Genomic DNA, 14,345 nt, shown 5'->3' on the forward strand with positions numbered 1-14,345 from the left:
GGGTCTGCTGCCCGCCGAGCCCTGCTGCCGTGCGGTCGTCGCCGCCGGCTATTTCTTCTTGCGCTGCGAGCGCGACGTCTTCTTCGGCTGCCGCCGGACCACTTCGGTCTCCTCCGGCTCCGCCGGCCCTTCGCTGTCGGGCGTGGGCAGCTCGATGCCCTTCTTCCGCGCCTTCTCCTCCAGACGGCGCTGGTGTGCCTTCTCGGCCTCGGTGCCGGGCGCCGGCATCCGGCGGATCACGTACAGCTGCTGGCCCATGGTCCAGAAGTTCGACGTCAGCCAGTACAGGACGGTGCCCAGCGGGAAGTAGACGCCGGAGAACGCGAACACCAGCGGAAGGACGTACAGCAGGATCTTCTGCTGCTGCGCGAACGGCCCCTCCAGGGCCTCCTTCGGCATGTTCTTGCGCATGATCTGGCGCTGCGTGATGAACTGCGTGACCACCATCAGCACGACCATGATGGCGGCGATGATCTTGGTGTTGATGCTGTCGGAGCCGAGGAACGAGTCCGCCAGCCGGGCACCGAAGATCTCCGCCCGCCCCGCGGACTCGAACAGGTCCGGCTGGCTGGTGAACGCGCCCCGCTCGTGCCCCTTCGCGATGCCGTCGAGCACCCTGAACAGCGCGAACAGGAACGGCGCCTGGAGCAGGATGGGCAGACAGGACGCGAACGGGTTGGTGCCCGTGTCCTTGTACAGCTTCATCATCTCCTGCTGGAGACGCTCGCGATCGCCCTTGTACTTCTTCTGCAGCTCACGCAGCTGCGGCTGCAGGATCTGCATCTTCCGCTGCGACTTGATCTGCCGCACGAACAGCGGGATGAGCAGGATGCGGATGACCACCACGAGGCCAATGATCGACAGCGCCCAGTTCACGCCGTCGTGGTTGATGCCGATGAGCTCTGAGAAGAGCCAGTGCCAGCCGATCATGATCCAGCTGACCAGGTAGTACAACGGCGCGAGGATGGTATCCACGGGTGTATCAGACTCCTCGGAGAGAGGTCGGTGCGCCCGGCGGCAGGTCCGCCCGCGGCACGGAAGCTTCATGCGACGGAGCCGCGTGCGGCTCATCGTCGCCGTCGGTCCCAGCGGCCCGGCCCCACCAGCGGTAGTTCTCGCGGGTGGGCACGAGGTCGACGCCGCCGGCGCACCAGGGGTGGCAGCGGCCGAGCCGGCGCAGGGACAGCCAACTCCCGCGTAGGGCACCGTGCCGCTCCACCGAGCTCAAGGCGTACGCCGAGCAGGACGGGTAATAGCGGCAGGTCTGCCCGTACAGCGGGCTGATGACGAATCGGTAGCCCTTGAGGAGGGCGATCAGGATGGTCTTCATCGCCGGTGCTCCGCTCGGGTCACGGCGCGGTCGATGGCCGCGTCGAGCTCACGCGCGAGGGCGGAGCTGGGAGCGCCGGCGATGCCGGGCAGCGCTCGGACCACGAGCTTCGAACCGGAGGGGAGACGATCGATCCGCTCGGCGAGGAGATGGCGCAGCCGGCGCCGTACCGTGTTGCGCACCACCGCACCCCCAACCGTGCGTCCGACCACCAGACCCACCGACACCGAGCCGGCACCCACGACGTCGCCGGAGTCGGCGGCGGGCAGCAGGTGCACGACCATGGTCGGCCGTCCGACACGAACACCACGGCGCACGATCACCCGGAAGTCGGCCGAGCGCCGGAGGCGGTGCTCGGCCTTCAGCACCTCGGATCGTCGAGCGAGCGCAAGCGTGCCAGCCGGATCAGGCGGACAGCTTGGCACGGCCCTTGCTGCGGCGGGCGGCGAGGATGGCTCGGCCGGCACGCGTACGCATGCGCAGCCGGAAGCCGTGAGTCTTCGCACGACGGCGGGTGTTCGGCTGGAAGGTGCGCTTGACCACGTCCGGGCTCCTGTGTCGATCGATGAGAGAGTGCGTGCTTCGGAATTCCGTGCGGGATCCGATCATCCCCGGGAAGTTCACGCCCGGGCATGACAAAAGGAGCCCTCGTCGGACCGATTTACGGTACGCGGTGGCGACGCTTCAGGTCAAACTCGCGACTGCCTGCCACGCGCACTGCGACAACCGGCCATCATGGCACCGAGGGATGGGCCGACGCAGGCAACGACACGCCGGCATCTGGGGGCAACCTGTGGACATCAGTTGAAGCCCTGGCCGCATGTTGTTAGCGTCACGTGCTCCAGCACGCTGTCCGTCCAGTACCGCACCGCGGTATCGGTACCGCGTTCACGCAGGTCACAATGGAGCGGATGGAGACAAAACCGCATGTGTCGACACCCTCCACACCCTGTGGACGACCGTGTGGACAACACGACGGGGTGGCCAGCCAGTTGCCGCCAGTTTGGAGTGAACTGTGGCAGACGAGGCCGGAACCGACTTCGCAACCGCTTGGGCCAAGGCCCTGGCCGACCTTGATTCCATCGAGATCGGGCCCCAACAACGTGCGTTTCTGTCGCAGGCCCGGCCCGTCACTCTCGTCGAGGGTACCGCCGTCATCTCCGTTCCGAGCGATTTCGCGCGAGCCCAGGTCGAGCAGCGGCTGCGGTCGCTCATCATCGACGCGCTGTCCGACGTGCTCGGCCGGCCGGTGGGCCTGGCCGTCAGCGTCGCCCCGCCGCCCGACGGCACCGCCCCCGACGGCGTGCCGCCACCGCCGCCGATGCCCGGCGGCTTCCTCGACGCGGCGTCCTCGTCTTCGGTCGACACCGAGGAGATCCCGCTGGTCAGTGCCGCTGCCGAGGCGCCTGCATTCGTGCCACGCCCGCCGGCTGACGGCCCCCGGCGCGGTGACACCGAACCGCACCTGAACCCGAGGTACACGTTCGACACCTTCGTTATCGGCTCCAGCAACCGGTTCGCGCACGCCGCCACCGTCGCCGTCGCCGAGGCGCCGGGCAAGGCGTACAACCCGCTGCACGTCTACGGCGAATCCGGGCTGGGCAAGACCCACCTGCTGCATGCCATCGGGCACTACACGCGGACGATGTACCCCGGCACCCGGGTGCGCTACGTGAGCTCCGAAGAGTTCACCAACGACTTCATCAACTCCATCCGCGACGACAAGGCGTCGGCGTTCCAGCGCCGGTACCGCGACGTCGACGTCCTGCTCATCGATGACATCCAGTTCCTCGAGGGCAAGATCCAGACGCAGGAGGAGTTCTTCCACACGTTCAACACGCTGCACAACGCCAACAAGCAGATCGTCATCACCTCCGATCGCCCGCCGAAGCAGCTGTCCGCACTGGAAGACCGCCTGCGCAACCGGTTCGAGTGGGGCCTGACGTGCGACGTGCAGCCGCCGGACCTCGAGACCCGCATCGCGATCCTGTCGAAGAAGGCCACCCAGGACCACCTCAACGTCTCGCCCGACGTCCTCGAGTACATCGCCAGCCGCATCGCCACGAACATCCGCGAGCTCGAGGGCGCCCTGATCCGGGTCACGGCGTTCGCCAGCCTCAACCGCCAGCCGGTCGACCTCTCGCTGGCCGAGATCGTCCTGCGCGACCTCGTGCCGACCGACTCCGGCCCGGAGATCACCGCGGCCACGATCATGGCGCAGACGTCGGCCTACTTCGGACTGACCATCGAGGACCTGCAGGGCACCAGCCGCAGCCGGGTGCTCGTCACGGCCCGCCAGATCGCCATGTACCTCTGCCGCGAGCTCACGGAGTTGTCGCTGCCGAAGATCGGCCAGCACTTCGGCGGCCGCGACCACACCACGGTCATGCACGCCGAGCGGAAGATCCGCACGCTGATGGCCGAGCGGCGCAGCGTCTTCAATCAGGTCACCGAACTCACCAACCGCATCAAGCAGCAGGCCCGGCAGTCGTGACGACCCGAGAAGCACACGCACACGGCGTGATCGACTTCTCACAGGCTGTGGACAAGTTTGTGGACATGAGTGCCATCGCCGTGGACCGACCGGGGGAAAGTGTCACTCATCGGTGGACAACCTCGAACGGTCCACGTCACCCACTGGCCGTACCCACAGCCTCCGTGGACAACGGTAGCCGCGCTCACCTGCGACGTTCATGGTTTTCCACACTTTCCACCAACGCTATGAAGATGACTGACCTATCCATGGATCAACTGGCAGCGCACAAGCCTTGCGGGCCGGTTCCTGTGGATCGTGTGATTCAGGGCCGCCGATTGACGCCTCTGGCCGCCACTGTCGGTGGCCCGTGGAAGGATGACGTCGAACCACAACGACCCGGGCGCGTGCCCGAGGGGAGGACGGACCGGTGAAGTTCCGGCTCGATCGCGATGTACTGGCAGAGGCGGTGGCCTGGACGGCCCGCACCCTGCCCAACCGGCCGACGGTGCCGGTCCTGGCCGGTCTGCGCATCGACGCGTCCGATTCCCAGGTGACGTTCTCGTCGTTCGACTACGAGGTGTCCGGGCGTGTGTCCGTCGACGCCGATGTCGCCGACGGTGGCACCGTCCTGGTCTCCGGCCGGCTGCTGGCCGACATCGCCCGGTCGCTGCCGAACAAGCCGGTCGACCTCAACGCCGACGGCACCAAGGTCACCATCACCTGCGGCAGCGCCCGGTTCACGCTGCTCACGCTTCCGGTCGAGGAGTACCCCGACCTCCCGTCCATGCCCGAGGCCTCAGGCACCGTCGACGGCGCCGTCCTGGCCGAGGCTGTCACCCAAGTGGCAGTCGCCGCGGGCCGCGACGACATGCTGCCGACGCTCACCGGCATCCGCATCGAGATCGAGGGCGAGACCGTCACTCTGGGTGCCACCGACCGGTACCGGCTGGCGGTCAAGGAGTTCACCTGGCACCCGGGCACGCCCGACCTCTCCGCGGTGGCGCTGGTGCCGGCCCGCACGCTGGTCGACGCCGCCAAGACGCTCGGCCCGGCCGGCGAGGTCACGCTGGCGCTCGGCACCGGCTCGCAGGACAGCCTCCTCGGCCTGGCCGCCGGCGGGCGGCACACCACCAGCCGGCTCATCGACGGCGAGTGGGTGCCCAACTACCGCCGGCTGTTCCCGGCCGAGACCGCCACGGTCGCCCGGGTCGAGATCTCCGCGCTGGTCGAGTCGGTGAAGCGCGTCGCGCTGGTGGCCGAGCGCAACACTCCGGTGCGGCTCGCCTTCGACGAAGGCCAGGTCGTGCTCGAGGCCGGCAGCGGCGAGGACGCGCAGGCATCCGAGGCGCTGCCCGCCGATGTCCAGGGCCCGGCCATCGCCACCGGCTTCAACCCGACGTACCTCCTCGACGGCCTGCAGGCGCTCGGCACCCCGTTCGCGCACCTGTCGTTCACCGACACCCCACTGAAGCCGGTGGTCATCCAGGGTGTCGACAGCGCCGAGTCCGAGCCCGGTGGCGGCTACCGGTACCTCGCCATGCCCATCCGGCTGTCGGGCTGACGACCCGTGCCGGGTCCGTCGGGCGGCGACCCGGTCGCACGCGGCGGGTCCGGCGCGCGAGGATGGTGACATCGGACTCGCGCCGCGGCACGGCGGCACGTCACGGGGAGGAACACTGGTGGCCACGGAAGGGAACGTCATGGAGCTGGGCCTGGTCGGCCTCGGTCGCATGGGCGGCAACATGCGCGAGCGGCTGCGACGCGCCGGCCACACGGTGGTGGGCTTCGACAACAACCCCGAGGTCAGCGACGTCGGCAGCCTGAAAGAGCTGGTCGAGCGGCTGTCCGCGCCACGTGCGGTGTGGGTCATGGTGCCGGCCGGCGAGCCGACCCGGGCCACGGTCCAGGAGCTGGGTGGGCTGCTCGACGCCGGCGACGTCGTCATCGACGGTGGCAACTCCAGGTTCACCGACGACCGCGAACACGCCGACATCCTGGCCGGTCACGGCGTCGGCTACGTCGACTGCGGCGTGTCCGGCGGCATCTGGGGCCTCGACGTCGGTTACGGCCTCATGGCCGGCGGCACGAAGGAGGACGTCGAGCGGCTGATGCCGATCTTCGACGCGCTGCGGCCTGAGGGCCCGCGCGACGAGGGCTTCGTCCACGCCGGCGGCGTCGGCGCTGGTCACTACGCCAAGATGGTGCACAACGGCATCGAGTACGGCCTCATGCAGGCCTACGGCGAGGGCTACGAGCTGCTCGCGGCCTCCGGCGTCGTCGACGACGTCCACGGCACGCTCAAGGCGTGGTCGCGAGGCACCGTCGTCCGCTCCTGGCTGCTCGACCTCCTGGTCCGGGCGCTCGAGCAGGATCCCGCGCTGGCCGAGATCGAGGGCTACGTCGAAGACTCCGGCGAGGGCCGCTGGACGGTCGAGGAGTCCATCCGCAACTCCGTGCCGGCGCCGGTCATCACGGCCGCGCTGTTCGCCCGGTTCGAGTCCCGGCAGGACGACTCCCCGGCCATGAAGGCGGTGGCCGCGCTGCGCAACCAGTTCGGCGGCCACGCGGTCAAGGCGGCTGAGGCCGGGCCGACGTCCGGGACCGGCGACACCCGGGCCTGACGGCTCGCGCATGCACGTCGCCCATCTGTCGCTGGCCGACTTCCGCTCCTACGCCACGGTCGAGCTGCCGCTCGAGCCCGGTGTCACGGCGTTCGTCGGCCCTAACGGTCACGGCAAGACCAACCTGGTCGAGGCGCTGAACTATCTCGCCACACTGGGTAGCCACCGGGTCGCGCAGGATGCTCCCCTGGTCCGCCTCGGCGCCGAGCGGGCGGTCGTGCGCGGCAGCGTCGTCGAGACCATCGGCGGTGAGCCGCGCAGCACGCTGCTGGAGATCGAGATCACGCCGGGCAAGGCCAACCGCGCCCGGCTGAACCGGTCGCCGGTCCCCCGGCCGCGTGAGCTGCTCGGCGTGCTGACCACCGTGCTGTTCGCGCCCGAGGATCTCGCTCTGGTCAAGGGCGACCCGTCCGAGCGGCGCCGGTTCCTCGACGAGCTGCTGGTCGCTCGCGCGCCGCGGTTCGCCGGCGTCCGGTCCGACTACGACCGGGTGCTGAAGCAGCGCAATGCCCTGCTGAAGTCGGCTGGCGCGGCCATGCGGGCCAGCCGCGGTGGTGGGTCGTCGCGCGGGCCCGACCTCAGCACCCTGGATGTCTGGGACACCCACCTGGCGCAGGCCGGCGCTGAGTTGCTGGTCGCCCGCGTCGAGCTCGTCGAGGCGCTCCAGCCGCTGGTCACGAAGGCGTACGACGCGGTGGCCGGTGGTTCCGGCCCGTCGGGCGACCGCGAGGCGCGGCTCACGTACAAGTCCTCGCTCGGCCCCGACGCCGAGCTGGCGTCGTCGCGCGACACGCTGGCGGCGGCGCTGCTCGAGGCGCTGGCCGGGGTCCGCCGCGACGAGCTGGACCGCGGCGTGTCACTGATCGGGCCGCACCGCGACGACCTCGTGCTGTCGCTCGGCCCGATGCCGGCGAAGGGGTACGCGAGCCACGGCGAGTCGTGGTCGTTCGCGCTGGCGCTGCGACTCGCCTCGTACGAGCTGTTGCGTTCTGCCGGCAGTGACCCCGTACTGGTCCTGGACGACGTGTTCGCCGAGCTCGACACCGGCCGGCGCGACCGGCTGGCCGAGCTGACGGCGGGCGCCGAGCAGGTGCTGGTCACGGCCGCGGTGCCGGCCGACGTGCCGGCCGGGCTCACCGGCTCCAGGGTCGATGTGCTCGGCGGCGAGGTCCGGCGGGTCTAGGGTGTGTCCGGGAGACACACCCTGGGTTGAGCTCTGGCGGGAGGGGTGACCGTGGTCCATGAGTGACGACGACGATGTCACCGTTCCGGCGCCCGGCGTCGATCTGCCGGCGCCGGCCACGGACCCGGTCGGACCCGCCGATGGTTTCACGTGGAACCCCGACGGCGAGGAACTGGCCCAGGCGCTGCTCGCGCGGGCGAAGGTGGCCGGGCGCCAGGGCCGCCGGGCACCGTCGCCCAAGAGCGGCCGTTCTGGCGGCAACAAGTGGAGGTCCCGCTACCGGGCGCCCGGAGCCGGCTGGAGCGGACCCGGCTCCGACGACCGCGACCCGCAGGCCGTGGGCTCGGCCGTCGACCGGCTGATCGGCGAGCACGGCTGGGCCGAGGACATCGCCGTACACGGCGCCGTCGCCCGCTGGGACCAGATCGTCGGGCCGGAGGTCGCGGCGCACGTCCAGCCGGAGCACTACGAGGACGGCGTGCTGACGGTCCGCGCCGACTCCACCGCGTGGGCGACGCAGGTCCGGCTGTTCGCGGCCGAGCTGGTCCGCCGGTTCAACGCCGACATCGGCGACGGCTCGGTCACCAGGGTCGATGTACGCGGACCGCAGGCACCGAGCTGGCGGCGCGGACCCCGGAGCGTGCCCGGACGCGGTCCGCGCGACACGTACGGCTGACCGAAATCCGCCCATCCGCTCCGCGGCGCCAGACGGCCGTCAGCGTGGCCGAGGCTCCCGGCGCCGGTATGGGGACACATGCGAGGCGATCTACGCGGCTCCACCGGGCATTCAGGGCCGCAGAACGCGCATTCTGGTGTCGTCACAAGGTAGAATGAGTGGTGTCCATCCAGGCCGCGCGGTCTCCTGGGCCTCTTATGCGGCCTGCAGGTGGCGCGGTGCGGCCTGATCCTTGGCAGGAGGTCCCCCGCTCGTGACGGACACTACGTCCTACGACGCCAGCGCCATCACCGTACTCGAAGGTCTCGAAGCGGTTCGCAAACGCCCTGGCATGTACATCGGCTCCACCGGCGAGCGAGGTCTGCACCACCTGGTCTACGAAGTCGTCGACAACTCCGTCGACGAGGCCCTGGCAGGGGTCTGCGACCTCATCGAGATCGCCCTGCTGCCCGGCGACGGCGTCCGCGTCATCGACAACGGCCGCGGCATCCCGGTCGACATGCACGCGGTCGAGAAGAGGCCGGCGGTCGAGGTCGTCATGACGGTCCTGCACGCCGGCGGCAAGTTCGGCGGCGGCGGCTACAAGGTCTCCGGCGGCTTGCACGGCGTCGGCGTCTCCGTCGTCAACGCGCTCTCGCGGAAGATCGACCTCGAGATCCATCGCGACGGCTACCGGTGGACGCAGTCGTACTCGCTGGGCGTGCCCGACGCCCCGCTCGAGCGGCACGAGGAGTCCGCCCGCACCGGGACCAGCACGACGTTCTGGGCCAGCCCCGACATCTTCGAGACCACCGAGTACGACTTCGAGACGCTGTCGACCCGCTTCCGCGAGATGGCGTTCCTGAACAAGGGCCTGACCATCGTCCTGCGCGACGAGCGGCCCGAGGGCATCGACGCCGGCGCCGACGAAGACGTCGACAGCGAGCAGAGTTCCGCGCCTCGCGAGGTCCACTACAAGTACGAGCTCGGCCTGGTCGACTACGTCCAGCACCTGAACAACACCAAGTCGCCGGTGCACCGCACCGTCATCGACTTCGAGGCGGAATCCGAGGACGGCGACGGCCAGGCCATGAGCCTCGAAGTCGCGATGCAGTGGAACGACCAGTTCACCGAGTCGGTGCACACGTTCGCCAACACCATCAACACGCACGAGGGCGGCACTCACGAAGAGGGCTTCCGGGCGGCGTTGACCACACTGGTCAACCGGTTCGCCCGCGAGTGGGGCGTGTTGAAGGAGAAGGACGCGAACCTGTCCGGCGAGGACGTCCGCGAGGGCCTCACCGCCATCATCAGCATCAAGCTGGCCGAGCCGCAGTTCGAGGGCCAGACGAAGACCAAGCTCGGCAACACCGAGGCGAAGAGCTTCGTCCAGAAGGTCGTCAACAACGAGCTCGGCGCCTGGTTCGAGCAGAACCCCACCGAGGGCAAGCTGATCGCGCGCAAGGCGCAGAGCGCGGCCATCGCCCGCGTCGCCGCCCGCAAGGCGCGCGACGCCGCCCGCAGCCGCAAGGGGCTCATGGGCGGCGCCGGGCTGCCCGGAAAGCTGGCCGACTGCCAGTCGACCAACCCGGAGGAGTGCGAGCTCTTCATCGTCGAGGGCGACTCCGCCGGCGGGCCGGCCAAGCAGGGCCGCGACTCCCGGGTGCAGGCGATCCTGCCGATCCGCGGCAAGATCCTCAACGTCGAGAAGGCGCGTATCGACCGCATCCTGCAGAACCAGGAAGTGCAGGCGATCATCAACGCGCTCGGCACCGGGGTCCAGGAGGAACTCGACCTCAACCGGCTGCGCTACCACAAGGTGGTCCTGATGGCCGACGCCGACGTCGACGGCCAGCACATCGTGACGCTCCTGCTCACCCTGCTGTTCCGCTTCATGCGTCCGGTCATCGAGCAGGGTCACGTGTTCCTCGCTCAGCCGCCGCTCTACAAGCTCAAGTGGGCCGGCCGCGACGGCGTCGCCGAGTACGCGTACTCCGACCGCGAGCGCGACGCACTCATCGCGGCCGGTACCGCCGCCGGCAAGCGGCTGCCCAAGGAGAACGGCATCCAGCGGTACAAGGGTCTCGGCGAGATGAACGACGACGAGCTGTGGGAGACCACCATGGATCCCTCGCAGCGGCTGCTGCTGCGGGCCACGCTCGACGACGCCGCGCACGCCGACGAGGTCTTCTCGACTCTCATGGGCGAAGACGTCGAGAGCCGGCGCAAGTTCATCCAGCGCAACGCCCGCGACGTGCGCTTCCTGGACATCTGAGCCCGGCGCGAGACGAACTCACCCGAGCAGGACATGAAACACAACGGGGTCGCAGACAACCGGAAGGCTGTCTCGCGCGTCATACCTGATGTGCGGCCGGCAGGTCGCACCTGGAGGAACCACTCGTGACGAACGACATCACCACGGCCGGCGACGCGATCGGGCCCGGTGGACGCATCGAACCGGTCGACCTGCAGGTCGAGATGCAGCGCAGTTATCTCGACTACGCGATGGCCGTCATCGTCGGCCGGGCGCTGCCCGACGTCCGCGACGGCCTCAAGCCGGTGCACCGCCGCGTCCTCTACGCGATGTTCGACGGCGGCTTCCGTCCCGACCGCGGGTTCTACAAGTGCTCGCGCGTGGTCGGCGAGGTGATGAGCAACTACCACCCGCACGGCGACACCGCCATCTACGACACCCTGGTCCGGCTCGGGCAGTGGTGGTCGATGCGGTATCCGCTGGTCAAGGGGCAGGGCAACTTCGGTTCGCGCGGCGACGACAAGCAGGCCGCCATGCGGTACACCGAGTGCCGCATGGAACCGCTCGCCATGGAGATGGTGCGCGACATCGAAGAAGAGACCGTCGACTTCTCGCCCAACTACGACGGTCGCAGCGACGAGCCCAATGTCCTGCCGGCGCGGTTCCCCAACCTGCTGGTCAACGGCTCCGGCGGCATCGCCGTGGGCATGGCCACCAACATCCCGCCGCACAACCTGCGCGAGGTCGCGGCGGGCGTCGACTGGTATCTCGACAACCCCGAGGCCGACAGCGACCAGCTGCTGACCGCGCTGCTCGAGCGGATCAAGGGCCCGGACTTCCCCACCAGCGCCCTCATCGTCGGCACCACGGGCATCGAGCAGGCGTACCGCACCGGCCGCGGCTCGGTCACCATGCGGGCGGTCGTCGACGTCGAAGAGGACAGCCGCGGCCGCGCCATCCTGGCCATCACCGAGCTGCCGTACCAGGTCAACCCCGACGCCCTGCTGCGCAAGATCGCCGAGCTCGCCGACACCGGCAAGGTGCCCGGCATCGCCGACCTCAAGGACAACTCGTCGTCGCGCACGGGCATGCGCATCGAGGTCGTGCTCAAGCGCGACGCCGTCGCCTCGGTCGTCCGCAACAACCTCTACAAGCACACGCAGCTGCAGGACACCTTCGGCTGCAACATGGTCGCCCTGGTCGACGGCGTTCCGCGCACCCTGCCGCTCGACGGCTTCGTCCGGCACTGGGTCACGCACCAGATCGAGGTCATCCGCCGTCGTACCGAGTTCCGGCTACGCAAGAAGCGCGAGCGGCTGCACATCGTGCTGGGCCTGCTCAAGGCCATCGACGCCATCGACGAGGTCATCGCGCTGATCCGCCGCTCGTCCGACGCCGACGAGGCGCAGATCGGCCTGATGCAGCTGCTCGACATCGACGAGCTCCAGGCCCGCGCCATTCTCGACATGCAGCTGCGCCGCCTGACGGCGCTGTCGCGCGACGAACTGCAGAACGAGCATGACACCCTCGTCGCCGACATCGTCGACCTCGAGGACATCCTCGGCTCGGAGCAGCGCAAGCGGACCATCATCCGCGAGGAGCTGAGCGAGATCGTCGAGAAGTACGGCGACGGCCGGCGCAGCCGCATCATCCCCGCCGAGGGCGACATGACCGCCGAGGACCTCATCCCCGAGGAGCCGGTGGTCGTCACGATCACCCGCGGCGGCTACGCCAAGCGCACCAAGGCCGACCTCTACCGCTCGCAGAAGCGCGGCGGCAAGGGCGTGCGGGGTGCGCAGCTGCGCGAGGACGACATCGTCGACCAGTTCTTCGTGACCACCACCCACCACTGGGTGCTGTTCTTCACCAACCGCGGCCGGGTCTACCGGGCCAAGGCGTACGAGCTGCCCGAGCTGGCGCGCGACGCCAAGGGCCAGCACGTCGCCAACCTGCTGGCGTTCCAGCCCGACGAGAAGATCGCCCGGGTGCTCACGCTGAAGGACTACGAGCAGTCGCCGTACCTCGTGCTGGCCACGAAGCACGGCATGGTGAAGAAGACCAAGCTCACCGAGTACGACTCCAACCGCTCCGGCGGCGTCATCGCGGTGCTGTTCCGCGAGGAGGACGACGAGCTGATCGGCGCCGAGCTGGTCACCGCGGACGACGACATCCTGCTGGTGTCGCGGAAGGCGCAGGCCATCCGGTTCACCGCCACCGACGAGCAGCTGCGGCCCATGGGCCGGGCCACCGGGGGCGTGTTCGGCATGAAGTTCCGCGACGGGGACGAACTGCTCTCGATGTCCGTTGTGCGTGATGGAACCGACTCGTACGTCTTTACCGTCACAGATGGTGGATTCGCCAAACGAACCGTTGTCGAGGAATATCGTGTTCAGGGACGCGGGGGTTTGGGTATCAAGGCGATGAAGATCAACGAAGACAGAGGCTCTCTCGTGGGTGCCCTGGTCGTCGGCGACGGCGACGAGGTGCTCGCTATCCGGGCATCCGGAGGGGTGACGCGTAGTCCAGTGGCGGACGTGCCCGCCAAGGGACGTGACACCATGGGAGTCAAGTACGTTGCGCTCGGTGGCGACGATGTGGTCGTCGCCATCGCGCACAGTGCCGAGGATGACTCGGTGGAGGAGGTCGTCGAGGACGTGACGGACTCCGAGATCGACGCGGAGGGTGATGGCTCGTGACGAGCAGCGGCGCGACCGGGCGTCCGGGGTCCAACCAGGACGCGCGCAAGAAGAGCGCGCCTCCTGCGGACCGGCAGGACCAGCAGGCCAACGGCGCGAAGCCCGGGGCACCCGGTGACAACGGGTCGCCCAACGGGCAGCGCGACGCCGAACCCGCGGCCGACAACCGCCGTCAGCAGGATGGCGGGCAACAGCCGCGCGGTGCGGCTGCCGCCCGCGTCGCCACGCGCAACCGCTCGCGCGAGGACACCACGCCACGCTCCGGCGGCGACGCCACGCAGAACCCGTGGTCCCGGCCGGCCGAGCAGCCGGCCCAGAACGGTGGCCCGCAGAACGGCAACGGCCAGCGCGGCGGGCAGCCGCAGGGCAACGGCAAGCGTTCCACCGGGCCGGGCTCGCCCAACGGTGGCCAGGCCGCCACGCCGAACGGGCCGGTGCCGCCGCCGTCGCTGATGGCCAAGCAGAACGCCGCCGCTCCGGCGGCGTTCCCGGCCGCCCCCGGCACGCCGCCCGGCCCCGTCCCGGCCGCGCCCGTGCCGCCGTCCGAGCTCCCCGCCGACACCCAGACCAGCCTCGAGGCGATCCCGCCGGCGACGCCGCGCACGTCCGGCTCGGCCAAGTCGGCTGCCGCCGCGGCAACGTCGCGCTCCACCAGCTCGCGCCGTCCCGGCCGGGTCCGCAAGGCCCGCCTCCGGTTGCTGCGGATCGACCCCTGGTCGGTCATGAAGACGGCGTTCCTGCTGTCGGTGGCGCTCGGCATCACGATGTTCGTCGCGGTCGCCGTGCTCTGGTCGGTTCTCGACGCCGCCGGGGTGTTCAGCTCGATCGACGAGATCGTCACCGACATGACGGCCTCCGACAGCAACTCCGGCATCGACATCAACCAGTACGTCGAACTGTCCCGGGTGCTCGGCTTCACCACCCTCATCGCGGTGGTCGACGTCGTGCTGCTGACGGCGCTGGCCACGCTGGGTGCGTTCCTGTACAACCTCTCCGCCAGCCTGCTCGGCGGCCTCGAGCTGACCCTCGCCGAGGACGACTGATCCGGGCCTCGCGGCGGCGGTCAGCCGGTTTGGGTTGGCCGCCGACGGTGAGGTACGCTGGCGCGGCGCACTCGGTGCGAGATCCCC

Annotated in this window: 12 protein-coding genes; 8 read left to right on the forward strand and 4 right to left on the reverse strand. The window is 69.6% G+C overall.

Annotated elements, in window-relative coordinates; all coding sequences use genetic code 11:
* Positions 1 to 48 precede the first annotated feature (48 nt).
* The 4 genes from yidC to rpmH are packed head-to-tail and all read right to left on the reverse strand — an operon-like array spanning position 49 to position 1,873.
* Positions 49 to 975, reverse strand: a complete 927-nt coding sequence (gene yidC, locus ACW62_RS08705; RefSeq protein ID WP_053203719.1) for a membrane protein insertase YidC — start codon at positions 973 to 975, stop codon at positions 49 to 51.
* A gap of 7 nt (positions 976 to 982) precedes the next feature.
* Complete coding sequence (gene yidD / locus ACW62_RS33060) at positions 983 to 1,330, reverse strand: membrane protein insertion efficiency factor YidD (RefSeq protein ID WP_083459514.1); 348 nt, start codon at positions 1,328 to 1,330, stop codon at positions 983 to 985.
* Complete coding sequence (rnpA, locus tag ACW62_RS08715) at positions 1,327 to 1,698, reverse strand: ribonuclease P protein component (RefSeq protein ID WP_053203720.1); 372 nt, start codon at positions 1,696 to 1,698, stop codon at positions 1,327 to 1,329. The genes yidD and rnpA overlap by 4 nt, the downstream gene beginning before the upstream one ends.
* A 37-nt stretch (positions 1,699 to 1,735) precedes the next feature.
* Positions 1,736 to 1,873, reverse strand: coding sequence for a 50S ribosomal protein L34 (gene rpmH / locus ACW62_RS08720; RefSeq protein WP_053203721.1), 138 nt, complete (start codon positions 1,871 to 1,873; stop codon positions 1,736 to 1,738).
* 472 nt (positions 1,874 to 2,345) lie between these two features.
* Between rpmH and dnaA the strand changes: the two genes are divergently transcribed.
* The 8 genes from dnaA (at position 2,346) to ACW62_RS35745 (ending at position 14,258) form a co-directional block, all read left to right on the forward strand.
* On the forward strand, positions 2,346 to 3,824 hold the full coding sequence (dnaA, locus tag ACW62_RS08725) for a chromosomal replication initiator protein DnaA (RefSeq protein WP_053203722.1): 1,479 nt from the start codon (positions 2,346 to 2,348) through the stop codon (positions 3,822 to 3,824).
* A gap of 409 nt (positions 3,825 to 4,233) precedes the next feature.
* On the forward strand, positions 4,234 to 5,367 hold the full coding sequence (gene dnaN / locus ACW62_RS08730) for a DNA polymerase III subunit beta (RefSeq protein ID WP_053203723.1): 1,134 nt from the start codon (positions 4,234 to 4,236) through the stop codon (positions 5,365 to 5,367).
* A 139-nt stretch (positions 5,368 to 5,506) separates the two neighbouring features.
* Positions 5,507 to 6,427, forward strand: a complete 921-nt coding sequence (gene gnd, locus ACW62_RS08735; RefSeq protein WP_053203724.1) for a phosphogluconate dehydrogenase (NAD(+)-dependent, decarboxylating) — start codon at positions 5,507 to 5,509, stop codon at positions 6,425 to 6,427.
* 10 nt (positions 6,428 to 6,437) lie between these two features.
* Entirely contained in the window at positions 6,438 to 7,610 is a 1,173-nt protein-coding gene (gene recF, locus ACW62_RS08740) for a DNA replication/repair protein RecF (RefSeq protein ID WP_053203725.1), read from the forward strand.
* Positions 7,611 to 7,668: 58 nt separating this feature from the next.
* Entirely contained in the window at positions 7,669 to 8,286 is a 618-nt protein-coding gene (locus ACW62_RS08745; RefSeq protein WP_083459516.1) for a DciA family protein, read from the forward strand.
* A 253-nt stretch (positions 8,287 to 8,539) separates the two neighbouring features.
* Positions 8,540 to 10,540, forward strand: coding sequence for a DNA topoisomerase (ATP-hydrolyzing) subunit B (gyrB, locus tag ACW62_RS08750; protein ID WP_053203726.1), 2,001 nt, complete (start codon positions 8,540 to 8,542; stop codon positions 10,538 to 10,540).
* Between the two features lie 203 nt (positions 10,541 to 10,743).
* Entirely contained in the window at positions 10,744 to 13,215 is a 2,472-nt protein-coding gene (gyrA, locus tag ACW62_RS08755) for a DNA gyrase subunit A (RefSeq protein ID WP_083459580.1), read from the forward strand.
* Positions 13,212 to 14,258: a DUF3566 domain-containing protein gene (locus ACW62_RS35745; protein ID WP_053203728.1), complete on the forward strand. Its 1,047-nt coding sequence runs from the start codon at positions 13,212 to 13,214 to the stop codon at positions 14,256 to 14,258. Before gyrA ends, ACW62_RS35745 begins: the two co-directional genes overlap by 4 nt.
* The last annotated feature ends 87 nt before the right edge of the window (positions 14,259 to 14,345 follow it).

This window comes from Jiangella muralis (assembly GCF_001270745.1).
GTDB classification, from domain to species: domain Bacteria; phylum Actinomycetota; class Actinomycetes; order Jiangellales; family Jiangellaceae; genus Jiangella; species Jiangella muralis.